The following is a 24,464-nucleotide window of genomic DNA, read 5'->3' on the forward strand; positions in this document are numbered from 1 at the left end:
AATGTTTGCGCTAACACAGAATTGCTGTATTCTGTCGTAAAACTGTCGGAAAGGGCGTCAAAGTCTCTTGCGCTGCAGCGCAGCACCCCTAATGTGCACACGTCCTGCTGCCTGGGGAGTGCCGCAATGCCCGAGTTCAAGAAGATCCTTGTCGCCAACCGCGGCGAGATCGCGATCCGCGTGATGCGAGCGGCCAACGAGATGGGCAAGAAGACCGTCGCGGTCTATGCCGAAGAGGACAAGCTCAGCCTCCATCGCTTCAAGGCGGATGAGGCGTACCGGATCGGCGAAGGTATGACCCCCGTGGGCGCCTATCTCTCGATCCCCGAAATCATCCGCGTCGCGCGGATGGCGGGGGCGGATGCGATCCACCCCGGCTATGGCCTGCTGTCCGAGAACCCCGATTTCGTCGATGCCTGCGACCAGGCCGGGATCACCTTCATCGGTCCGCGCGCCGAAACCATGCGCGCCTTGGGCGACAAGGCCTCGGCCCGCCGCGTGGCGATGGAGGCCGGTGTCCCTGTCATCCCCGCAACCGAAGTGCTGGGCGAGGACATGGCCCTCATCAAGAAGCAGGCGGCGGAAGTCGGCTATCCCTTGATGCTGAAAGCCTCGTGGGGTGGGGGCGGTCGCGGGATGCGGCCGATCCTGAACGAGGAGGAGCTGGAGGGGAAAGTCCGCGAGGGTCGGCGCGAAGCGGAATCCGCCTTCGGCAACGGCGAAGGCTATCTGGAAAAGATGATCCTCCGCGCCCGCCACGTCGAGGTGCAGATCCTTGGCGACAAGCAGGGCAACGTCTGGCACCTGTGGGAACGCGACTGCACCGTCCAGCGCCGCAACCAGAAGGTCGTCGAACGCGCCCCCGCGCCTTACCTGACGCAGGCCCAGCGCGAGGACGTCTGCGAGATGGCCAAGCGCATCTGCGCCTTCGTCAACTATGAATGTGCGGGCACGGTCGAGTTCCTGATGGATATGGACACCGAGCAGTTCTACTTCATCGAGGTGAACCCCCGCGTCCAGGTCGAACACACCGTCACCGAAGAGGTCACAGGGATCGACATCGTCCAGGCGCAGATCCTGATCGAGGAAGGCAAGTCCCTGCCCGAGGCGACCGGCGTGCCCTCCCAGGCCGAGGTCAAGCTGAACGGCCACGCGCTGCAGTGCCGGGTGACGACGGAAGACCCGCTCAACAATTTCATCCCGGACTATGGGCGACTGACCGCTTACCGCTCGGCCACCGGCAACGGCATCCGCCTCGATGGCGGGACGGCCTATGCCGGGTCGGTGATCACGCGATACTACGACTCGCTCTTGGTCAAGGTCACGGCCCATGCCCAGACGCCCGAGAAAGCCATCGCCCGCATGGACCGCGCCCTGCGCGAATTCCGCATCCGGGGCGTGGCCACGAACATCGAGTTCGTGATCAACCTCCTGAAGCACCCGACCTTCCTGAACGACACCTACACGACCAAGTTCATCGACACGACACCTGCCCTGTTCGCGTTCAAGAAGCGGCGCGACCGGGCGACCAAGATCCTGCTCTACATCGCCGACATCACGGTGAACGGCCACCCGGAAACAGCGGGCCGTCCGAAGCCTCCGGCCGAGGCGAAGGCCCCGAAGCCGCCCGCACCGAAGGCGCAGCCATCGATGGGCACCCGGAACCTGTTGGAGCAGAAGGGCCCGCAGGCCGTCGCCGACTGGATGAAGGAACAGAAGAAGGTCTTGCTGACCGACACCACAATGCGCGATGGGCACCAGTCGCTTCTGGCGACCCGGATGCGGTCGATCGACATGATCAAGGTGGCCCCGGCCTATGCCGCGAACCTGCCGCAGCTTTTCTCCGTCGAGTGCTGGGGCGGCGCCACTTTCGACGTGGCTTACCGCTTCCTGCAGGAATGTCCCTGGCAGCGGCTGCGGGACCTGCGGGCGGCAATGCCGAACCTGATGACGCAGATGCTGCTGCGGGCGTCAAACGGGGTCGGCTACACGAACTACCCCGACAACGTGGTGCAGTCCTTCGTCAAGCAGGCCGCCAAGACCGGGGTCGATGTGTTCCGTGTCTTCGACAGCCTGAACTGGGTCGAGAACATGCGCGTCGCGATGGACGCGGTGCTGGAGGCGAACAAGGTCTGCGAAGGCACGATCTGCTACACCGGCGACCTGCTGGACCCGGCGCGGTCGAAGTATGACCTGAAGTACTACCTGGACCGCGCCAAGGAACTGAAGTTGGCAGGCGCCCATGTGCTTGGTCTGAAGGACATGGCGGGCCTGATGAAACCGGCCTCGGCCCGCATCCTGATCAAGACGCTGAAGCAGGAAATCGGATTGCCGATCCACTTTCACACCCACGACACCTCGGGCGCGGGGGCGGCGACAATCCTGGCGGCTTGCGATGCGGGCGTCGACGCCGTGGACGCGGCGATGGATGCCTTCAGCGGTGGGACCTCACAACCTTGCCTGGGTTCGATCGTGGAAGCTCTGCGGAACACCGACCGCGATACCGGCATCGACATCGCTGCGGTCCGACAGATTTCGGACTACTGGGAGAGCGTGCGCAAGCAGTACGCGGCTTTCGAGAGCGGCATCCCTGCCCCGGCATCAGAGGTCTACCTGCACGAGATGCCAGGCGGCCAGTTTACCAACCTCAAGGCCCAGGCCCGCAGTCTGGGACTGGAAGAGCGCTGGCACGAAGTCGCGCAGGCCTATGCGGATGCCAACCAGATGTTCGGCGACATCGTGAAGGTCACGCCGTCTTCGAAGGTCGTCGGCGACATGGCTCTCATGATGGTGGCGCAGGGCCTGACCCGCGCGCAGGTCGAGGACCCATCCGTCGACGTGGCATTCCCCGACAGCGTGGTGGACATGCTGAAGGGCAACCTCGGGCAACCGCATGGCGGCTGGCCGCAGGGCATCCTGAAAAAAGTGCTCAAGGGCGAGACACCCCTTACCGACCGGCCGGGCAAGACCCTGCCGCCGGTGGACCTTGAAGCGGTCCGCAAGAAGGTCTCGGAAGAGATGAACGGCATCACCGTGGATGACGAGGACCTGAACGGCTACCTCATGTATCCAAAGGTCTTCCTGGACTACATGGGCCGCCACAAGCAGTACGGTCCGGTGCGGACGCTGCCGACCCGGGTCTTCTTCTATGGCATGCAGCCCGGCGACGAAGTGTCGCTGGAAATCGACCCCGGCAAGACACTGGAGATCCGCCTGCAGGCCGTGGGTGAGACCACTGAAGAAGGCGAGGTCAAGGTCTTCTTCGAGCTGAACGGCCAGCCTCGGGTAATCCGCGTCCCAAACCGGGCGATGGTAGCAAAGACCGCCGCTAGGCCGAAAGCGCAGGACGGCAATCCGGCCCATGTCGGTGCGCCGATGCCGGGAGCCGTTGCCTCGATCGCGGTGACGCTGGGCCAGAAAGTCCGGGCGGGTGACCTGCTCTTGAATATCGAGGCGATGAAGATGGAGACGGGCCTGCACTGCGACCGCGAGGCCACGGTCAAGGCGATCCACGTTCATCCGGGCAGCCAGATCGAAGCCAAGGACCTTCTGATCGAGCTGGAGTAAAAGCGTAGGGTGGGCGATATCACCCACCCTACCCCTGCGCATCAGTACCGCGAGAAGAAGTCGTCGACTTCGCGCTGCGCGTCTTCCTTGGTCTTGCCGTAGCGTTCCTGGATCATGCCGGCGAGCTTGTCCTTGTGGCCCTCGGCCTGGTCAAGCTCGTCATCGGTCAGTTTGCCCCACATGACCTTGGCTTCGCCCTTCAGTTGCTTCCACTTGCCGGCGATCTGGTCGTTGTTCATCATGGTTCTCCTGTCTGTCAGCCGCGCAGCAGGCGCGGCCCCTACCAGGGAACGACGCCCGAACCGCGCAACGGTTCCAGAAATCCCGGCGAACAGGCGGAAGACTGCCGGTGGACGAGCATCGCCATGACCACGGGACGCGGGACCGGCGACGAATGTTCAGCGTTTCAAGGATGATGCCGCTGCAGCGGACCAAAGCCAAAGCCCGTGGGCGGGGCCGCGGTGCAGAAATTTTCGCCCTGCTGTCACTTTCCCTCTTGCGGCCCCCCGCGCCTCTTTATAAATCCCCGCTTGTCCAGACGGTGCGGGCGTAGCTCAGGGGTAGAGCATAACCTTGCCAAGGTTAGGGTCGTGAGTTCGAATCTCATCGCCCGCTCCAACTGGATCAGACGAGGGGCCCCTTGTGGGCCCCTTTGTCGTTTACCGGCGCCCTATTCGGGATAGGTCAGCGACTCTTCCTGCTCCATGTGCCGGCACTTGTTCAGCACCACCCCAAGGACCTGAGTCCGTTTGGCAAGGTCCTTGCCGCATTTGTCGATCTCCGAAACCGTGCTTTCGTCCGCGGCTGCAACCATCAGGGCACAGTCCACCTGGTCCAGGAACGAGATCGCATCGTCACTGACAAGAACCGGCGACAGGTCGAAAAGCACCACGTCGGGACGCAGTTGGGTCTCGATCTCGTCGATCATGTCGGCGGTACGGGCGGCGGAAAGCAGTTCGGCCGGGTTCTCCTTCGGCAATGCGCTGAGCGCAAAGGCGAGGTTCGGGCCGGCGCGACGGATCTGGGTGTAGTCGATCTTCCCTTCGGCCAGCATGCCGGCGAAATTCTGTTCAGACCCCACGCCCAGCATACGGATAAGGGACGGATGCCGCAGGTCCAGTTCGATAACCAGGACCCTCGTATCTGCCAGGCGCGCCAGGCTGAAGGCAAGGTTGGCGGCCACCGTGGACTTGCCGCACCCCGGCGTGGGCGAAGTGATCGCAACGCGGGTCCAGCCGTTGGTGCGCAAGGTCCGCAGCAGGTTCGTCCGCATGACATCGAAACTGGACGCATTGGGTCCAGGGTGCATGGCCACGATCCGGTTGCGCTCCAGGTGGCCGGGGTTGAGCTTCAGCTCGGCCAGGCCAGGCCAGGGACCGCTCTCGGTCGACTTCTTCCCGGTGGTCGGGTTCGTGCCCTGCAGCTTGCGGTCACGCGCAGAACGCGCCTTGGCGAGGGCGGATTGTATCCGTTCCATGTCAGCTTACTCGGTAAGAGAGGCGGGAGCCTCGGCGGCAGCATCGGGCGTCAAGCCCAGGAGGGTTCCAAGCGGGGCAACATAAAGATGCACCGCCAGAAGGATCATCGGTATGTTGATCAGCAGCGCCAGAAGCACGGCCACGCGGTTCAAAGTCAGTCCCGACCGCTGTGGCGGTCCGGGAAGGTAGCCGACGGTGCCAAACGGCGCGACGCCAAGCGTCTTGATCACTTCGGTCGGACGCCGGACTGTCTGGTTCAGGATCTCCAGCAGGACCAAAAGCGCGGCCGACAGGATCACCCCGGCACCAAGGGCCGCTATGGTGATGCGCTTGCGGTTTGGCTCGGCCCGGAATGGCGGCGGCACGGCCTTCTCAATCACGCTGATCCGCTGACCACGGTCGGTGACCTCGATCCGGTCGCCCATCCGCGCCTCGGACAGGCTGCCAACGGCCGCCTCGTACTGGACCCGCAGCGTCTCGTAGTTGCTTTGCAATTCTGCAAGCCGGATCGAGTTGCCCGGTGTCGCCTCGATCGAGGCTTCAAGCTTGACCAGGTCCTCTTCAAGCAGCCTTTTCTGTTCGGCAAGGAAGGTGATCTGGCCGTCGATGTCCAGCATCTGCACTTCGAACGCCGAGAGTTGGCCACCCCCGGATGCCCCAAGCTGCGCCTTCACCCGTTCTTCCAGCGCCGCCACTTCGGTCTGCAGGGCCTTGAGCCGGGGATTGGACGGAGCAAGGACCACCAGCGCCGAGGCAAGTTCCTGGCGCGCCTGCTCCAGCCGCTCCTGCTCGGGTGTGCGGTCGGTGTCCGAGGTCACCAGCCGGCCCGTCCTGTCGTAAAGTTCGGTAAGCCGGTCGCGGCGGTCGCGCAGCGACGCAAGCTCGCGGTTGACCTGCAACAGACGCTCCTGCTGACTGGCCTGACGGGTGCGGCGATATTCCAGACTTTCGGGAAGCGCATCGCGGTTGGCCTGTTCGAACTCCAGGATCTTGGCGTTCTGCTGGGACAGCTCGTCGGTCAGGCGGCGGACTTCCTGGTCGAAGAAATCTAGGGTGCTGCCCGAGGCGCGGGTCCGCAGTTCGGTGTTCCACTGCAGGATCTGCTCGGCGATGTCATTGGTGACGACGGCTGAAAGCTCCGGGTCGCCCGCCGCAAACGAGACATGGACGACGCCAGTGTTGCCTTGCGTCGTCGGCATGTAGATCGCGATGCGACTGCCAACCTGTTCCAGCTGCACGTTCTGCGCCATGCCTGGCACGTCGGCGAACAGGCCGTGCCGGTCGGCCAGCGTCAGAAGGTTCTCACGCGTCAGGATGCGCTGCTGGATCGACAGCAGGATTTCATCCGCCGTCGAGCGCACCGTCGAGGCCGCAAGTTCGTCGGGAATCTGCGCGTTCTCGATCAACAGACGCGACTCGGCGCGGTAGATCGGCGGCAGCGAGATGGCATAAAGCACTCCCGCCACCGTGGCAGTGATCGTTATCGCAAGGATGATCGGCAGCCGCCGCAGGATCAGGGACAGGTAGAAGCGCAGGTCAAGCGTCATTCAGGTCTCACTCGTATGTCTTGAGGCGTTCGCGGAAAAGAAAACGCCGTCGTCCAGTACCTGCTGGACAGTCGCCGGGGTGACCGTGCGCTTGCCCCGGGTGAAGGCATAGACCAGCGCAAGGTCGCACAACTGGTTCACCAGGCGCGGAACGCCCCGGGTGACCTGATGGACGAGGTCGATTGCGGGGCGGGTGAAGATTCGCTTCTGGGCCCCGGCAACCTTCAGCCGGTGCGGGATGTAGCCGCGAACCGTCTTCAGGTCCATCGCGGTAAGGTGATAGCTTGCCGCGACACGCTGCGCGAACTGCCGCATGTTGGGCTGCGAGACAAGGTCGCGCAGTTCGGGCTGGCCGATCAGGACCAGTTGCAGCACCTCGTCCTTGCCCGAGTTGATGTTGATGAACATCCGCAACTCTTCCAGCGCCTCGGCGGTCAGGTTCTGCGCCTCGTCGAAGATCAGCACGACCGAGCGGCCGGCGGCATATTCCGACAAGAGAAAGTTCTGAAAGCGTGAGAAGAGGTCGACATAGCTTTCGTTCAGGTCGGCCGGCTGCTCCAGCGCGTGCAGGACCCAGCGCAGCAGTTCAGCGCGTGATCCGTGCGGGTTCGAGATGAGGCCCACGCGGATCTCGGGTCCCAGCGACCGGATCAGATGCAGCAGAAGCGTCGTCTTGCCCGCGCCGACTTCGCCCGTGATCAGGGTGATCGGCGAATTGGCACGGATGCCATATTCCAGCATCGTGTAGGCCCGCTGGTGCGATTGCGGCCAGTACAGGAAATCCGGGTCAGGCGTCAGCGCGAAGGGTCGCGAGGTCAGCCCGAAATGCTCGGTATAGATCTCGCCCTGCGACGCGGGCTGCGGTTCCATCGACAGGATGCGCGACCGGACCCGGCGCGGGACCGGGACATCAGCTCGGACTTCGGGCACCGGGGCGGCCGGCGGCTCGGGGGCAGGGTTTGAAACGGCTTCGGTTCCGGCAGCAGTATCGCTGCCGACGTCCTGATCGAACCACAGGATACGGGAAAACAACTTGCGGGATCTTTGACGCGTCATCTACTCACCCTTAAGCAAATCCCCGGACTCGGAGGGAGTTGCCCCCCTCTCATAAGCAATGTTGCGCGGCAAGGCGACGTCTTCGACGATACTGATGCCAGTCTGGCAACAAAGTAGGGAAATCAGCAGCCTAGAACGGTTATTGCCGCAGGAATGGCGTTTTTCTGGACCAATGTCCGTGCGTATCCGGACAAGGTGCTGTAGGAAAGGTCAAGGAAATTTTGAACGGCGCGCGAATCGTTGATGACCCTGATGAGTTGCCACATTTCGGGCATGTGCATGGTTGGCGTGTTTGTGCCAGGACGTCCAGCGGCCCTGCCCACGGCGGGCGAAGACGTCGGGTTCACGCGGTTAAGGACATGCGGCCAGGCAGTCGCCGCCAAGGACCAGTCGAGAGGGTAGTCGCATGAAAGACGGTATGCAGGACCTTCCCGCAGAAACCGACATCGCCATCGTTGGCATGGCTGCGCATCTGCCCGGATCGGCAGATATCCAGGCCTATTGGGAAAACCTGCGCGACGGTCGATCGGCCGTGCGTCGGCTTACCGAGGACGAGATTCTCGCCTCGGGCGAGAACCCGGCGTTGCTGCGCAATCCGAACTATGTGCCCGCCGCCGCCCTGCTGGAAAAGTTCGACCACTTCGACGCCGAATTCTTCGGCTTCTCCCCGAAGGAAGCCGCGATCCTCGACCCGCAGCACCGGCAGTTTCTTGAAGTGGCGTGGGAGGCACTGGAGAACGCCGGCCATACACCCGAGGCGTTCCACGGCCGCATCGGCGTCTTCGCGGGCTGCGGAATGGGCAGCTATTTCTATTTCAACCTCTGCTCGAACCCGGCACTCGTCGAAAGCACGGGGATGTTCCTGCTCCGGCATACCGGCAACGACAAGGACTTCCTGTCGACCCGCGTCAGCCACGTCTTCGACCTGAAAGGGCCAAGCCTTGGCCTGCAGACCGCCTGTTCGACCTCGCTGGTCGCCACGCATTACGCGATCCAGGCGCTGCTGAACGGCGAATGTGACATGGCGCTTGCCGGGGGGGTCACCATCGACCTGCCCCAGGGTCGCGGCTACATCTACAAGGAGGGCGAGGTCCTTTCGCCCGACGGCGTCTGCCATGCCTTCGACCACCGGGCGCAGGGCACGGTCTTCGGCTCGGGCGCGGGGACGGTCCTTCTGCGGCGGATGGACGATGCGTTGGCCGACGGCGACCATATCTGGGGCGTCATCAAGGGCTCGGCGGTCAACAACGACGGCGCGGCCAAGGCGGGCTATCTGGCGCCTTCCGTCGAGGGCCAGTCCGCCTGCATCGCAACCGCACTTGCCGTGGCGGGAACACCGGCCGAGACGGTGGATTACGTCGAATGTCACGGGACCGGCACCTACCTTGGCGACCCCATCGAAGTGGCCGCCTTGACCGAGGCGTTCCGCCGGACGACCGACGCCAATGGCTTCGCCCGCATCGGATCGGTCAAGACCAACATTGGCCACCTCGATACCGCCGCCGGGGTTGCCAGCCTGATCAAGACGACGCTGGCGCTGCACCACGGCCAGATGCCGCCCAGCCTGAACTTCGAGACTCCGAACCCGGCCATCGATTTCGAGAACAGCCCGTTCCGCGTCAATGACCGGCTGACCGACTGGCCCCGCCGCATGGGTCCCCGCCGCGCCGGGGTGAACTCGCTTGGCGTCGGAGGAACCAACGCCTTCGTCGTCGTGCAGGAACCGCCCGCCCTTGCTGCCTCTGAGGCCTCGGACTGGCCATTCCAGCTCATCACTCTTTCCGCCCGCAGCCAGTCTGCCCTGGGCGAAGCCTCTGCCCGCCTCGCCGCCCATTTGCGTGCGAACCCCGAGCAGCCGCTTGCCGACGTGGCCTGGACCCTGAAGCACGGCCGCCGCGCCTTTGAACACCGCCGCGTGCTGGTCGCCGAAACCCATGAGGAAGCCGCGCAGATGCTGGAGGCGGGCGATCCCCGCCGCGTCTTCACCCAGCGCCGGTTGGGCGACGCGCCGGATGTCGTCTTCATGTTCCCCGGCGGCGGCGCGCAATACCCGAACATGGCGCGCGACCTTTACGAGACGGAACCCGTCTTTGCGGAATGGATGGATCGTGGCTTGGCGGCCTTGGGTGATGCCGAGGCCGAGACCCGCGCCCTCTGGCTCCCCGTCCCGGGGCAAGAAGCCGCCGCCGCCGAAGCCCTGCGGCAACCCTCGAAACAATTGCCACTGATCCTGATCGTCGAGGTGGCGCTGGCAAAGCTTTGGGCAAGCTGGGGCGTCAAGCCTTCGGTCCTGATCGGTCACAGCATGGGCGAGAACGCCGCCGCCTGCGTCGCTGGCGTCATGACGCTGGAAGCCGCCGTCGGCCTCGTCCGCCTGCGCGGGCAGCTCTTCGACACGGTGCCTGCGGGCGGGATGCTGTCGGTCCCGCTGTCGGAAACCGCGCTGCAACCCTATCTTGGCGATCTCGACATCGCGTCCATCAACGCGCCCGAACTCACCGTGGTTTCGGGGTCCGACGCGGGCCTCAAGGACCTTGCCGCGCGCCTGAAGGCCGATGACATCGACACCACCCGCATCGCCATCGACATCGCGGCCCATTCGAAGATGCTGGAAGGCATCCTTGCCGCTTTCCGCGCCCACCTTGCCGGGATGCAACTTTCCCCGCCGCAGATCCCGATCATCTCCAACCGCTCGGGACAGGTCCTGACCGACGCCGAGGCGACCAGCCCCGACTACTGGGTCGCGCATCTTAGGAATACAGTCCGCTTCGCAGACGGCATGGCGACCCTGCGCCAGAAGGCCGACCGCGTGTATCTCGAGGTCGGCCCCGGCCGCGCGATGGCGTCCCTTGCCCAGGCCAACGGCGCGATGGGCGGCCAGCCGATCCCCGCCAGCCTGCGCCACCCCGACGACACCACCAGCGACGACCGCCATTTTATCGCCACCCTCGGCCGCCTCTGGGCCTGCGGGGCGGAACCCGACCTGACCCAGCTTTGGGGCGAGGCGAAACGCCGCCGCGTCCCCCTGCCGACCTACCCCTTCCAGCGCAGCCGCTATTTCGTCGAACGCGGCCAGCCTGCCGTAGTGACCGAGGCTGACCTGACCCCCACCCGCCACGACAACGTGACCGATTTCGGCTACAGGATCGGCTGGCGCGTGATGCCCGCCGACTGCCCGGTCGATGTGGAAACCGAACTCGGCGCGCCACAGACCTGGCTCGTCTTCGCCGACGAGGCAGGCCTTGCCCGTGCCGCCGTCCAGCGCCTGCGCGCGGCAGGCCACCGCGTCATCACCGTCCACGCCGGCGACGCCTTCGCCCGCACCTCGGACGACACCTATACCCTCGCCCCCGAACACGGGCGCGAGGGCTATGACGCCCTCCTCGCCGACCTTGCCCAGCGCGACCTCTCCCCCTCCCGCATCGCCCACTTCTGGCTGGTCACCGAGAAAGAGGCCTTCCGCCCCGGCTCCTCCTTCTTCCAGCGGAACCTTGAACAGGGCTTCTGGAGCCTCTTCTTCCTTGGTCAGGCAATGGGCGAGATCGGCCTGAAGCCCCTGCCCCACCTCACCGTCGTCACCTCCGGCGCGGCGCAAGTGCGCACCGAAGCCCTCCCCTACCCCGAGAAAGCAACCGTCGCAGGCCCCGTCCGGGTGATGCCGCGCGAACTGCCGGGCCTCACCGCCAGCCTTCTCGACGTCACGCTTGACCGCAAGGCGATCCCCGCAGAAACCGTCTCGGCGGTCCTGGAGGAGATGCTCGCCACGCCCTCCAACACTGTCGCCGCGATCCGGGGCAGCCGGAGGCTGGAGTCCCGCCTCGTCCCCGCGAAACTGCCGGAACAGGCCGAGGTCCCCGAAGGCTCGGTCTGGGTCATCACCGGCGGCTTCGGCGGGATCGGCGTCACCGTGGCCGAACGCCTGATGCGCGACCGCCATGCCAAGGTCGCCCTGATCGGCCGCCACGTCCCGGAACCGGGATCGGTCCGCGCCGGAGTCCTGTCGCGCCTTGAACGCCTTGGCCGCGTGATGGCCGTCGCCGCCGACGTCTGCAATCCCGAAGACATGCGCGCCGCCCTTGACCGCATCCGCTCCGAATTCGGCCCGATCTACGGCGTCGTCCATGCCGCGGGCACCGTCGACGACGCGCCGCTTCTGGGCAAGGACCCTGGTTCCGCCGATGCCGTCCTCTCGCCCAAGGTGCACGGCACGAAGCTTCTGGACAGCCTCCTGCCCGATGGCAGCGTGGACCGGATCGTCCTCTTCTCCTCGACCTCCACCGTCCTGACCCCCGCCGGTCAGGCCGACTATGTCGCCGCCAACGAATACCTCAACGCCTTTGCCCGCAGCCGTTCCGGCGGCCTGACCAAGGTCACCTCGGTCAACTGGGGCATCTGGTCCGGCATCGGCATGGCCGCCGACGCCGATGCCCGCCGCCAGGGCAAGGACGCAGGCGCGCCGCTGCCTGGCCAGCTGGTGCTGGAGCGGATGCAGAAGGGCGAGGATGAAACCCGTTTTCATGCGACGCTGACCAAGGACCAGTGGGTGATGGACGACCACCGTCTACTTGACGGCACGGCGGTCCTGCCCGGCTCGGCTTGGCCCGAAATCGCGCATGAGGCGCTCATGGCGACCGGGGCCAAGGGCGGCCTGCACCTCACCGACCTCACCGTCTTCCGCCCCCTGCGGCTGGAGGCCGACCTGCCCCGCGACCTGCGCGTGAGCCTCACCCGCGCCCGCGACGGCAGCCAGCGCTTGCAAGCCCGCGCGCTGGAACCGCAAGGCTGGGCGATGACCGCCGAGATGGGCATCGCGCCCCTGACCACGTCAGCGGGTTCGATCGACCTGACGGCCATCGCCGCCCGCTGCCCCGACAAGGCCACCGCGCCGGGCGGCGAAAACCTGCCCTCGGCACAGGAAGACCGCATCGCCTTCGGCCCGCGCTGGCAGGTCCTGCGGGCGACAGCCCTTGGCACCCGTGAGGGGCTGGCGACTCTCGCCCTGCCCACCCAGGCCGTGCAGGACACCGCGACCTGCACCATCCACCCCGCGCTCTACGACATCGGCACCGGCTGGGGCATCGCCCTGCTGCCCAAGGTGGCCCAGGGCTTCGTCTGGGCCCCGGTGATGACAACCGCCATCCGGGTCCACGGCCCCCTGCCTGCCGAGATCCGCAGCTGGGTCCGCCTGTCGGGCACGCCCGCCGACGACACCGCCAGCTTCGACGTCACCCTGACCGACCCCGCCGGGAAAGTGCTGGTCGAGGTCGAGGGCATCACCTTCCGCAAGGTCGCCTTCGAAGAGGCGCTGGCCCGCCCCGCACCCCCGAACCCGCGTGAGGTGATCCGCGACGACGACCAGCGCGGCCAGTCCCCCGCCGAACAGCGCCTGGCCCAGGCCCTTGCGGGCGGCATCCGTCCCGCCGAAGGGGCCGAGGCCTTCCTCCGCGCCATCGCAGCAGACGGGGCGCAGGTCCTTGTCTCCTCGCTCGACCTCGACGCGCTGGTGAAACAGGCCAACGCCCCGGTGGCGACCGAAGCCGAAGGTCCCGGCTTTGCCCGGCCCGACCTGGAGACCGACTACGTCGCCCCGCGCAACAGCGTGGAACGCACCCTCGCCGGCTTCTGGGCCGAGCTTCTGGGCGTCGCCGAAGTGGGGGTCGAGGATGACTTCTTTACCCTTGGCGGCCACAGCCTGATCGCCGTGCGCCTGTTCGCGATGATCCGTCGCCAGTGGAAGGTCGACTTCCCGATCTCGGTCCTGTTCGAGGCCCCGACCATCGCCCGCTGCGCCGCCCTCATCATCGACCGCATCGGCCCGCAGGACGACAACGCCCCCGCGCCCACCCAACTCGCCGACCCGGCAGGCCCGAAGTTCACCCACCTTGTCGCCATGCACCGCGGCGATGGCGGGCCGAAGACACCGTTCTTCCTTGTCGCGGGCATGTTCGGCAACGTCCTGAACCTCCGCCACCTCGCCAGCCTGCTTGGCACCGACCGGCCCTTCTACGGTCTCCAGGCCAGGGGTCTGTTCGGTGACGACGAACCACATATGACGATCGAGGATGCTGCCGCCTCCTGCCTGGCCGAGATCCGTCAGGTGCAGCCGAAGGGGCCGTATCTTCTGGGCGGCTTCTCCGGTGGCGGCCTTACAGCCTGGGACATCGGGCGGCAGCTTCGCGCGCAAGGCGAGGAAGTCGCGCTGATGGTGCTTCTCGACACGCCGCTGCCCGTCCGGCCCTTCCTGTCGAAGCCCGACAAGGCGCTGATCAAGCTGGCCGAGCTGCGCGCCGGCGGCCCGCAGTTCCTGGCCGACTGGGCGCGCAGGCGCTGGGAATGGGAACGCTCGCGCCGCGCCAAGGCCGCGAACGAGCCCGACCCGACCGTTCCGTCCTACAACAACGCAGCCATCGAGACCGCCTTCCGCCATGCCATCGGCGTCTATGACCTCAAGGGCTGGGAGAACGGCAAGGTCGTCCTTTATCGCCCGCCCCTGGACCGACACTGGAAGGTGACGGGGGGCAACTGGGTGTCCTCCCAGCGCGAATATGTCTTCCACGACAATCTCTGGACACCCTACGCGCCCCGTCTGGACGTGGTGGAAGTCCCCGGCGACCATGACTCGATGGTGCTGGAACCGAACGTCCGGGTTCTGGCGGCCCGGATGAAGGCCGCGATCCAGGCGGCCGAAGCGGGCGAATTCCGCCAACCTGATCAACGCCTTGCTGCCGAGTGACCGGAGAATACAAATGACCCTGACAGCCCTTCTGATCGGCAACGAAAGCCTGACGGTCGAATGTGGCAAGCGCTGGCTGGAGCGGGGACATACCCTCGCCGCCGTCATCACGCGCGAGCCTCGGGTTGCCACCTGGGCCGTCGACGCGGGCCTGCGGGTGATCGCACCGGGGGCGGGGCTGGTCGAACGGACAAAGGGGCTGGCCGTCGACTGGGTGCTGTCGGTCGCGAACCTGTCACTGGTGCCCGAACCGCTGATGCAGCTCGCACGACACGGCGGCGTCAACTTCCACGATGGCCCTCTTCCCGGCTATGCGGGCCTCAACGCCCCGGTCTGGGCGCTTCTGAACGGAGAGGCGACCCACGCGATCACCTGGCACCTGATGACTGCCGGGATCGACGAGGGCGAGGTTTTGGCCACCCGCAGCTTTGCCATCGACGCCGATGACACCGCCTTCACCCTGAACGCGCGCTGCTTTGCCGCGGCGGTGGACAGCTTCCCCGAGGTGATCACCGCGATGGAAGCCGGCGGTCAGCCGCGTCAGCCACAGGCCCAGGGCGCCCGCCATGTCTGGCGCCGCGCCGATCGGCCTCGGGCCAACGGTCGCCTGGACTTCACCCAACCTGCCGGGGCAGTGTCCCGCACCGTCCGTGCGCTCGACCACGGCGGCTATCGCAACCCGCTGGCGGTGGCGAAGATCGACGTTTCGGGTCAAGTCTGGGCCGTCGGCCAGGCCGAGGTCGTCGTCGCGACCGGCGTGGCCGGCACCATTCTCGCACGCGATGCCGACAGCCTGACCGTGGCCTGCGGAACCAATGCGGTGAAGCTGTCCGGCCTGACCTGCCTCAAGGGCCTTCCCGTCGACACCGCCCGCGCCGGGGCCGCCCTTGCCTCCCCGACCGAGGCCGAGGCCACGGCCCTGGATGCCGCCCTGACACCGGCGGCCGACGCCGAAACACGCCTGCGCGGCCTCCTTCTGAAACCCGACCCGGTGCTGGATCGCGCAGCGATCAGCACCCCCGACTGGCGCGAAATCCCGCTGCCCGCCACTGGCCCGACGTGGCTTGCCCTGGCCGCAATCCGTGCGCTTGGACGGTCGGGCGGTGACATCGCCTTTGCCACCGGCAAAGACCCCGCGCCGGGCTATCTCCTGCCCTGGGTCCCGGTCCGTCTGGACGCTTCAGGGCCGGTGACCGCCGCCGAAACCCAGGCCGCCCAGGCCCTGTCCGCCGCCCGCACCGCGACCGGCCTTGCCGCAGACCTTGCCCTGCGCGAGCCCGGCCTGTCCGCCCTCGCACCCGCGGGCCTTGCCGTGACCGAAGGCTCGGCCCCCCTTGTCGGGTCGACGGTGACGCTGACCGGCACAACCCTCTGGCACGACGCGACCCGCATGACCGGGGATCAGGCCGCGCGCCTCGCCGCGCGGATCACACGCCTTCTGGCCCAGATGGCCGCCCAACCGCAGGCCGACCTCGCCAGCCTTTCGCCCCTCTCAGACGCCGAGACGCAGGTCTACCGGGGCACACTTGCCGCCACCGCCCGTGACTACAACCGCAGCATGACGATTCCCGCCGCGATCCTGGCCCAGGCGGCCCGGACACCCGACGCCACCGCCGTGATCGCGGGGGAGACGCAGCTTTCCTACGCCGACCTTGCCACCCGCGCCGCGCGCATTGCCAACACCTTGCGCAGCATGGGCGTCGGGCACGGCACCCTTGTCGGCCTTGCGTGCCGCCGCACCCCCGACATGGTCGCGGGCGCGCTTGGCATCCAGCTTGCGGGCGCGGCTTACGTCCCGATGGACCCTGCCTACCCCGCCGACCGCCTGGCGCTTTACGCCGACGATTCGGGCTGCCCCGTCATCCTGACCGAAAGCACGGTGGCCCAGGCCCTGCCGCAAGGGCCGCAGCTTCTGATCCTCGACACCGACCCGCGTCTCATGTCAGCCGAGACGACCGCTCCCTCCGGCCCCGAAGCCGAGGACCCGGCCTACGTCATCTACACCTCCGGCTCCACCGGCCGCCCGAAGGGTGTCGTCATCACCCACCGCAACGCGCTGAACTTCTTCGCCGGGATGGACGACGTCCTTGGCACCGACCCCGGCACCTGGCTTGCCGTCACTTCTCTCAGCTTCGACATCTCGGTGCTGGAGCTGTTCTGGACCCTGACCAACGGCTTCACCGTGGTCCTGGCAGACGATGCCGCCCGCGTGCGACCCTCGGCAGGATCAGGCGGCGGCGGCGGCATCAACCCCCGCAAGATGGAGTTTTCGGTCTACTACTGGGGCAATGACGACCTGCCCGGCCCTGCGAAATACGAGCTTCTTCTTGAAGGAGCCAGGTTCGCCGACCAGAACGGCTTCGTCGCCGTCTGGACCCCGGAACGTCACTTCCACGCCTTTGGCGGCCCCTACCCCAACCCCTCGGTAACCGGGGCAGCCGCAGCCGCGATCACGAAGAACATCGGTGTTCGTGCAGGCAGCATCGTCGCCCCCCTGCACCACCCCGCCCGCATCGCCGAGGAATGGGCGGTCATCGACAACCTGACCAACGGTCGCGCAGGGTTGGCCTTCGCCTCGGGCTGGCAGCCGGATGACTTTGTCCTCCGCCCCGAAAACACGCCGCCCGCCAACCGCCAGGCGCTGTTCGCTTCCCTCGACGCCGTCCGCAGGCTCTGGCGCGGCGAGGCGGTGGAATTCCCCCGCAAGGACGGCGCCCCCTTCGCCGTGAAGACCCAGCCGCGTCCGGTGTCCAAAGAGGTTGAGGCCTGGGTCACCACCGCAGGCAACCCCGAAACCTGGCGTGAGGCCGGGAAGATGGGCGCGCATGTCCTGACCCACCTCCTTGGCCAGTCGATCGAGGAGGTCGCGGGCAAGGTCAAGCTCTACCGCAAGGCCTTGGCGGAGGCGGGCCATGACCCGTCTAAGTTCAAGGTCACGCTGATGCTGCACACCTTCCTGGCGTCGGACCGTGAGGCCGCGCGCGAGGTCGCACGCGAGCCGATGAAGAACTACCTCCGCTCGGCGGCAGGCCTGATCAAGCAATACGCCTGGGCCTTCCCGGCCTTCAAGAAGCCGCAGGGCGTGGCGAACCCGATGGACATCGACCTTGGCTCCCTCGCCGCAGACGAGCTGGAGGCGATCCTCGACTTCGCCTTCCTGCGCTACTTCGACGATTCAGGTCTCTTCGGCACAGTCGATGACGCAGTGCGGCGGGTCGAAGAGCTGAAAGCCATCGACGTGGACGAGGTGGCCTGCCTGATCGACTACGGCATCCCGACGCAAGTGGTGCTTGACGGCCTGAAACTGGTGGCCGAGGTGTTGCGGATCACCAATTCCGGCGCTGAAGACGACGCCACGATGGCCGGCTTGATCCAGCGCCACCGTGTCACGCATCTGCAATGCACGCCCTCGATGGCCCGGATGCTGGCTGAAGACGACGGCGCCCGCTCTGCGCTGAAAGGCCTGAACCGGATGCTCGTCGGTGGCGAGGCTCTGATGGGTCGTCTGGCGGGTGACCTCTCGACCCTCATCGGCGCGCCGGTTCTGAACATGTATGGTCCGACCGAGACGACGATCTGGTCTTCGGTCGAGGCGACCACCGGCGCCGAGGGCGTGGTCAACATCGGACAACCCATTGCCAACACGTCGCTTTATGTCCTGGATGACGCACAGGCGCCGGTGTCCGCTGGCGACGCCGGAGAGCTTTGGATCGGCGGCGAGGGTGTGGCGCAGGGCTATTTCCAGCGGCCGGACCTGACCGCCGACCGTTTCCGCCCCGACCCCTTTGCGGGCAAGGGCCGGATGTACCGGACCGGCGACCTTGTCCGCCGCCGGCCGGACGGCAAGCTCGACTATCTGGGTCGCGCCGACTTCCAGGTGAAGATTCGCGGCCACCGTATCGAACTTGGTGAAATAGAAACCACTCTCGAAGCGGCATCCGGCATCCGGCAAGCCGTGGTCATCGCGCGTGAGGACCAGCCGGGCGATGTGCGTCTTGTGGCTTATGTCACCGCAGACGGCACGATCGATGAGCCAAAGCTGAAGGCTTCGCTCGCAGAACATCTGCCCGATGTGATGGTCCCGGCCCACATCGTCAGACTTGACGCTTTTCCCCTTACTCCCAACGGCAAAGTCGACCGCAAGGCCCTTCCCGCTCCCTTTGCCACCGCCCCGGTTGGCCCACCCCAGGCGATGGCAAAACCCGTCGCGCTGGAAGGCGGGATCGAGGAAACCATCGCCGCCGTCTGGGCCAAGGTCCTGGGCGTGCCGCAGGTCGGAAGATCGGACAACTTCTTCACCCTCGGCGGCCATTCACTGCTGGCGGTTCAGGCCCACCGCGAGATGAAGGTGGCCCTCAACTCCGACCGGCTGGCCATCACCGACATCTTCCGCTTCCCGGTTGTCTCGGCACTGGCCGCGCATCTTGGCAAGATGATCCCGGCACCGACCGCCCACGCCGCCGTGGCCGCCCCCCCTGCGGCAGTCGCGCCCGTCCCTGCCGACCCCGTGGCCGATACCCGGACGGATGCGATGGCCCGCCGCCGGGCGATGCGCGAAGCGCGGGAAAAGGCGATGGGATGACCTCGGCCCCGGCGGTCGAGGTGGCACTGCGCGCGCTCTTCCCGGCCAGTGTCGCTGTTGCCGTCGAGCGGATCGGTCGGGCAGAGCCCGCATCACTCTGGCCCGAGGAAAAGTCGGCGGTGGCCGGTGCGGTCCCCCGGCGCCTGGCCGAGTTTGCAGCCGGTCGCACCGCCGCGCGCCGGGTCCTGGCGGCGCTTGGACACCCGCCCGCAGCCTTGCCGATGGGCGCAGACCGCGCGGCACTCTGGCCCCCGGGCCTCTGCGGGTCCATTGCCCATGACGCTGATCTTGCGGTCGCGGTGGGCCGCCACGGCGCACCCCTGGGCGTCGATCTGGAACCTGACGCACCGCTTGAGCCCGAGCTTTGGCCCGTCTTCTGTTCACCGGACGAATTGCGGCGGCTGGAGGGCGACACCGCGCGCCTTGTCCGGCAGGTCTTCTGCGCCAAGGAGGCGGTCTTCAAGGCGCAGCCCCCCGACGCCCGCGCCATGTTCGGCTTCGACGCGTTGGCGGTGACCCTTGCCGAAGGCGCCTTCAATGCCCAGTTCCGTGCTAGCATTGGGCCGTTCCGGGCCGGACAGCTCCTCACCGGGCGGCTTGCGCTGGTGGATGGCGTGATTCTTGCGGGGGTGGCATGGTAAAGATGACGCGGCGGATGGCGATACTGGCAAGTCTGGCGGGTGCAGGGGCGGCAGTGGCGGGCTCGCTCTACTGGACGCTGACCCGGCCTCCCTCGGCCGCTTCGGTCCGGGCACGAATCGCGGGGTCTTTGCCCGCGCCGCAAGGGGCGTTGAACGTCTTCCACCTGGGCCACAGCCTTGTGAACCGCGACATGCCGGCCATGCTGGCGCAACTCGCCCCGCAAGGCCACAGCTACAACAGCCAACTCGGCTGGGGCACGACCCTCCAGGCCCATTGGGGCGACGCAACCATCGCCGGGTTCGACTCCGAGAACGCCCATCCCCGCTTCCGTGCGGCGCAAGAAGCAGTGGCAAGTGGCGAGTTCGACGCCCTCGTCCTCACCGAGATGGTCGAGATCCGCGCTTCGATCCGGTATTACGAAAGCCCCCGCTACCTTGCAAAATGGATGCGCAAGGCCATCGAGGCGCGCCCCGACGTCCGCCTTTACCTCTATGAAACCTGGCACCCGCTGGACGACCCCGACGGCTGGCTCGAACGCCTTGACCGTGACCTTGACCGCTACTGGCTATCGCGGGTGCTTGGTCCGGCCCTGAAGGACCTGCCACAAGCCGCTCAGATCTGGGTGATTCCCGCAGGACAGGTGCTGGCCGCCTTTGTCCGCAAGATCGAGACTCGGGGCGGACTGGGCAATGTCCGCGACCGGACCGACCTCTTCCAGCGGTCGGACGACGGCAAACTGGACCCGATCCACCTAAACGATCTTGGCAACTACCTGGTCGCCCTGGTCCACTACGCCGTGCTTTATCAGGCCGATCCGGTGGGCCTGGCGGCAAGGCTGACCCGGGCTGACGGCTCGCCCGCAGTCGCCCCAGAGCCCGAAGTCGCCCGTTTGATGCAGGAAGTGACGCGCGACGTCGTAAACAGCCTGGGGTTGTCCGGCCTTTCTGCCTGATGTGGCATTTGCGCCACCCAGGCGCTCAAACGGGCATCGCACCACGTCCCTACCCCGATTCAGCCGGATTTAGGGTGCATTTCCTCTTTCCGAAGGCGCGCGCGGCAAATACTGTTGCAAGGTAGCAGTCGCGCCCCGCTTTGTCGGTCGCATGGGAGTTTTTTCGATGTCCATCCTTCGCCGCTTGCTTGCCCTCGCCTTCGTCCTGCCGATTCTGGCGGGCACGGCCTGGGCCCAGGATTACCGTGTCCGGTCGGGCGACGTCTTGCAGATTGAAGTGCTGGAAGACGGAACGCTGAACCGCAGTTCCATCGTGCTGCCCGACGGACAGATTTCTCTGCCTCTCGTCGGGTCGGTCCGGGCTGCGGGCCGTAGCCTGGCCCAGGTCCAGGAAGAACTGACCGCGCGTCTCGCGCCCAACTTCGCCTCGCCGCCGACCGTCTTCGTGACGCTCAGCGCGCTTGCCGAACGCGTGCCATCGGCGCCAGCAGCCGAACGCACCATGGATGTCTACGTGCTGGGGGCCGCAAACGCTCCGGGCCGGGTCGACGTCAAGCCGGGTGCAACCCTGCTTCAGGCACTGGCTCAGGCGGGTGGACTGTCACCTTTCGCCGCCAAGAAGCGTGTCCAGCTGCGGCGTGTCGACAAGTCGGGGGCCGAGAAGGTCTACAACTTCGACCTCGACGCGATCGAACGTGGAGCCGCAGGTGGCGGTGCAACCCGTCTGGTCAGCGGCGACGTGATCGTCATCCCGCAGCGCAAACTGTTCGAGTAAGCCAGAATGCGCCGGTCCGGTATCGCGTTCGGCGGGGTCTGCGCCGTCACCACAGTCTTGTCGCCTCTGGCTGCAGTCGCGCAAGAGGGCGGTGTCCTGTTGACCTTCGGGATCGAGAACCGTCTGGAAGTCATACGCAACGAGGCGCTTTCCGTCCCGGCGGACGGGACAGACGTGGCCAACGCCACGTTCCTGTCCTTCGGGCTGCGCAGCGAAACGGCACTGGACCGGCTGGCCTTTTTCGCCTCGGGCGCGGCGATCGTCGAAAATGCGGCAGGCGACTCGGGCACCGAACTCGACTTCGGTCGTGCCACCGTGGCGCTGGACTATCGCCGCGAAGTGCCATCGGCGCTTCTGGAACTCAACGCCTCCCTGCGCAACGATGATGTCGGCAGCTTCGAAGATCTGGCAGCGGCGGACGAAAGCGGCACCCAGACCGACTATGGGCTGGCTGCCCGGCTTGAAATTGGCCGCACTTCGACCGTGGGCCTTGCCCTGGGTCTTGAATACGAGGCCACGGATTACCAGGATGTCTCGGACCCTGACCTGGTCGACACCACTGAAGCCCGCGCCGATGCGGCTGTGATCCTGCGGTTCTCCGAAGTGGCGACCGGCAGGCTGGGCCTGCGCTACTCCGAACGCGAGGAAGAAACCGCCGGCGCGACCGTCACCCGGACGCTGGTCTCCTACGCGGGCCTCGACTACTCGGTCAGCGAACGCCTCGACCTCAGCGCCGAGGTTGGCTACGCCGAGATCGAGACCGAGGATTTCGGTCTTGTCGAGCGGGTAACCGGCCCCGATCTGCGGTTGGGCGCGACGTACGACATGCCCGTCGGCACCCTGTCCGCGCTGTTGCGGGTGACGACGGACGAAGACGATGACCGGCGCGAAACCTTCGAGATCGGCCGCGACATGGAAACTCCGCGCGATACGATCTCGGCACGACTGGGCGTCACGCGGGCCGACACGACCGGCACCGATCTGGTCGGCAGCCTGCTCTGGGACCGGGACCTGCCCGACGGGTCCCTGGGTCTGGAACTGGCCCATCGCGTCAGCTTTGACGACGACGATGGCGAGATTGGAACTTCGATTGTCAGCGTCACCTGGTTGAAGAACATCAACGAAGTCTCCTCGATCTCGCTTGATGTCGCCTACGAGCAAAGCGACTCGGACGTCGAGACGATCCAGCAGGTCTCGTTCGGCGCGGGCTACAGCCAGCAGCTGACCCAGGACTGGAACCTTGACACCGGCGTCGAATATCGGGTGCGCGATGATGCCGATGGTCGGGCGCGCTCACCCGGTGTCTTTGTCGCGCTCAGCCGCGAGTTCCAGGTTCGCCCCTGACCCCTACCCCTTGCGGGTCGGCCGCATCAGCTGGCGGGCCGCATGCCCCATCAGATCCCGCAGGAAATGTGGCGCCCCTGGCGGGATGCTGGGTCGCACCAGGCGGCGCAGCCGCAGGATCAGCCCTCCAGTCACGTGCGCCAGCGTCGCCGCAACTGCGCGCGACGTGCCGCCGGTCTTCCTGAAATAGTGCCAGCGGCTGTCGAGCCAGTATCCCGGCACCCGGCGCCAGGCCTTCATGCCGGTCGACACCGACCCGATATGCTCCACCCGGCTTTCGCGGACGAAATGCGTGGGCCACCCGGCCTGGGCCGCGCGGTGGCAAAGATCGGTTTCCTCGAAGTACAGAAAGAAGGTCTCGTCAAACAGGCCGATGTCGCGCAACACGCTGTCGCGCATCATCATGCTGGCCCCGGCCAGCCAGTCCACCGGCCCCGTCGCCTCAGGCACCGGCAGGGCAACCGTCCGGTGCGCCAGCAGACGTGAGATCGGGCCGGTCCGCGCCGCCACCTCCAGCTCGGACGCGACCGAGGGGAAGCGGAAACAGGTCTGATGCGCCTCGCCGTCCGGGCCGTGGATGTAGCTGCCGGCAAAACCGACCTTGGTGTGCGCTTCCAGATAGTCCCGCAACAGCCGGATCGCGTCCGGGGCCGGGAAGGCGTCAGAGTTCAGGATGTAGACATAATCTGGCCGGCTGCCATCCGGCAGGCCCAGCCGGATACCGACGTTGTTGCCCGCCCCGAACCCGCCGTTCCAGCCCGACTGCACCACGCGAAAGCGCGGACGGTCGCCCAGGGCTTCGGACATCCGTTCAAAGGACCCATCGCCGGAATCATTGTCCACGACCACGATCGCGCCCGCGATGCCCTCCATCGCGCGCTCGGCCGACTCTGCCGCCTTCAGCGTCATCTCCGCCGTGCGCCAGTTCAGCAGCACCGTCAGGACGGTCGGTCCACCTGTCATCCCTGCCCCCGTCATTTCCGCCTGCGCTCCGTCAGGGCCGCGCCGGTCAGCGACGGCAGCACCAAGGCGCAGTCCAGGTAGCGCCGCGCCAGCCGCCGGGGATTGCTCAGCATCCGCCACAGCCATTCCATCGCGATCTTCCGCACCCAGACCGGCGCTCGAACCTGGTGCCCGGCAATGAAATCCAGCCCCGCGCCGATCGACAGGAACCCAAGCTGCGGATGCCGCGCCAGCCCGCGCGCCGCCAGCACCTCCTGCTTGGGCGCCCCCAGCGCCAGAAGGCAGATCCGCGCACCCGAGGCCGCAACCTGGTCCAGCAGCGCATCCGCCGCCGCACTTTCAGGATCGAACCCATAGGGCGGCGCGAGGCAGGCTGCGACTTCCAGCCCCGGATGATCCGTCTTCAACTGCGCCGCGGCGGCCTGCAACACCGTCTCGGTCGACCCCAGGAACGCGAGCGGAGTCCCCAGCCGCGCCGCAAGCGCCGCCACCGGCTCGATCAACTCCGACCCTGGCACCAGCGCGACCTGACGGCGCCCCGCCAACCGCGAAAGCCAGACGATAGGGTTGCCATCCGCCACCACATGGCTATGCGCCCCATAGGCCCGGCGAAACCCGGAATCGCGGCGCATCTTGACCACATGGTCAAGGTTCAGCGTCGCGATGGCGAAGCCCCGCCCCGCAGTCAGTCGCGCCTCGACATCGGCCAGCAAGGCGGCCTCTGTCGGGAAATTGACCAGTGCCAGAGCGTCGGCACCTGCGTCGGCACGGTCGTTCAAATCCTGCTCTCCCTATGCCATTCTGTCGTCACAAGTCTCTGATCAT

At 66.5% G+C, this 24,464-nt stretch carries 13 protein-coding genes and 1 tRNA gene; 8 read left to right on the plus strand and 6 right to left on the minus strand.

Annotated features, from left to right (window positions below):
• Positions 1 to 126: 126 nt before the first annotated feature.
• Entirely contained in the window at positions 127 to 3,567 is a 3,441-nt protein-coding gene (locus Q8M85_RS05565; protein ID WP_305541359.1) for a pyruvate carboxylase, read from the plus strand.
• 41 nt (positions 3,568 to 3,608) lie between these two features.
• Here Q8M85_RS05565 and Q8M85_RS05570 read toward each other — a convergent pair whose 3' ends face one another.
• Positions 3,609 to 3,806, minus strand: coding sequence for a CsbD family protein (locus tag Q8M85_RS05570; RefSeq protein WP_305541363.1), 198 nt, complete (start codon positions 3,804 to 3,806; stop codon positions 3,609 to 3,611).
• Positions 3,807 to 4,110: 304 nt separating this feature from the next.
• Between Q8M85_RS05570 and Q8M85_RS05575 the strand changes: the two genes are divergently transcribed.
• A tRNA-Gly gene (locus tag Q8M85_RS05575) sits at positions 4,111 to 4,185 on the plus strand.
• Between the two features lie 52 nt (positions 4,186 to 4,237).
• Here Q8M85_RS05575 and Q8M85_RS05580 read toward each other — a convergent pair.
• From Q8M85_RS05580 to Q8M85_RS05590, 3 genes are read right to left on the minus strand one after another with little or no spacing between them, the layout of a single operon-like run.
• The gene (locus Q8M85_RS05580) at positions 4,238 to 5,044 is read right to left on the minus strand and encodes a CpsD/CapB family tyrosine-protein kinase (protein ID WP_305541366.1); all 807 of its coding nucleotides are present in this window, start codon (positions 5,042 to 5,044) and stop codon (positions 4,238 to 4,240) included.
• Positions 5,045 to 5,050: 6 nt separating this feature from the next.
• Complete coding sequence (locus Q8M85_RS05585; protein WP_305541369.1) at positions 5,051 to 6,592, minus strand: Wzz/FepE/Etk N-terminal domain-containing protein; 1,542 nt, start codon at positions 6,590 to 6,592, stop codon at positions 5,051 to 5,053.
• Entirely contained in the window at positions 6,593 to 7,648 is a 1,056-nt protein-coding gene (locus tag Q8M85_RS05590; protein ID WP_305541371.1) for an ExeA family protein, read from the minus strand. It abuts the gene before it with no gap.
• A gap of 406 nt (positions 7,649 to 8,054) precedes the next feature.
• On the opposite strand from Q8M85_RS05590, the gene Q8M85_RS05595 reads away from it, so the two are divergent.
• The 6 genes from Q8M85_RS05595 to Q8M85_RS05620 all read left to right on the plus strand — a co-directional run bounded on the left by Q8M85_RS05595 (position 8,055) and on the right by Q8M85_RS05620 (position 22,676).
• Complete coding sequence (locus Q8M85_RS05595; RefSeq protein WP_305541374.1) at positions 8,055 to 14,381, plus strand: type I polyketide synthase; 6,327 nt, start codon at positions 8,055 to 8,057, stop codon at positions 14,379 to 14,381.
• 13 nt (positions 14,382 to 14,394) lie between these two features.
• Positions 14,395 to 18,963, plus strand: a complete 4,569-nt coding sequence (locus Q8M85_RS05600; protein ID WP_305541377.1) for a MupA/Atu3671 family FMN-dependent luciferase-like monooxygenase — start codon at positions 14,395 to 14,397, stop codon at positions 18,961 to 18,963.
• Positions 18,960 to 19,604, plus strand: a complete 645-nt coding sequence (locus Q8M85_RS05605; protein ID WP_305541380.1) for a 4'-phosphopantetheinyl transferase — start codon at positions 18,960 to 18,962, stop codon at positions 19,602 to 19,604. Before Q8M85_RS05600 ends, Q8M85_RS05605 begins: the two co-directional genes overlap by 4 nt.
• Positions 19,598 to 20,557, plus strand: coding sequence for a hypothetical protein (locus Q8M85_RS05610; protein ID WP_305541383.1), 960 nt, complete (start codon positions 19,598 to 19,600; stop codon positions 20,555 to 20,557). The genes Q8M85_RS05605 and Q8M85_RS05610 overlap by 7 nt, the downstream gene beginning before the upstream one ends.
• Before the next feature lie 166 nt (positions 20,558 to 20,723).
• Positions 20,724 to 21,332, plus strand: coding sequence for a polysaccharide biosynthesis/export family protein (locus tag Q8M85_RS05615; protein WP_305541386.1), 609 nt, complete (start codon positions 20,724 to 20,726; stop codon positions 21,330 to 21,332).
• A 6-nt stretch (positions 21,333 to 21,338) separates the two neighbouring features.
• The gene (locus Q8M85_RS05620; RefSeq protein WP_305541388.1) at positions 21,339 to 22,676 is read left to right on the plus strand and encodes a hypothetical protein; all 1,338 of its coding nucleotides are present in this window, start codon (positions 21,339 to 21,341) and stop codon (positions 22,674 to 22,676) included.
• Positions 22,677 to 22,679: 3 nt separating this feature from the next.
• Here the strand turns inward: Q8M85_RS05620 and Q8M85_RS05625 are convergent, their stop codons facing one another.
• Positions 22,680 to 23,639, minus strand: coding sequence for a glycosyltransferase family 2 protein (locus Q8M85_RS05625; protein ID WP_305541390.1), 960 nt, complete (start codon positions 23,637 to 23,639; stop codon positions 22,680 to 22,682).
• A gap of 11 nt (positions 23,640 to 23,650) precedes the next feature.
• Complete coding sequence (locus Q8M85_RS05630) at positions 23,651 to 24,418, minus strand: WecB/TagA/CpsF family glycosyltransferase (protein ID WP_305541392.1); 768 nt, start codon at positions 24,416 to 24,418, stop codon at positions 23,651 to 23,653.
• Positions 24,419 to 24,464: the final 46 nt, after the last annotated feature.

Origin of the sequence: Tabrizicola sp., from assembly GCF_030694085.1 — a bacterium.
Classification (GTDB): Bacteria; Pseudomonadota; Alphaproteobacteria; order Rhodobacterales; family Rhodobacteraceae; genus Tabrizicola.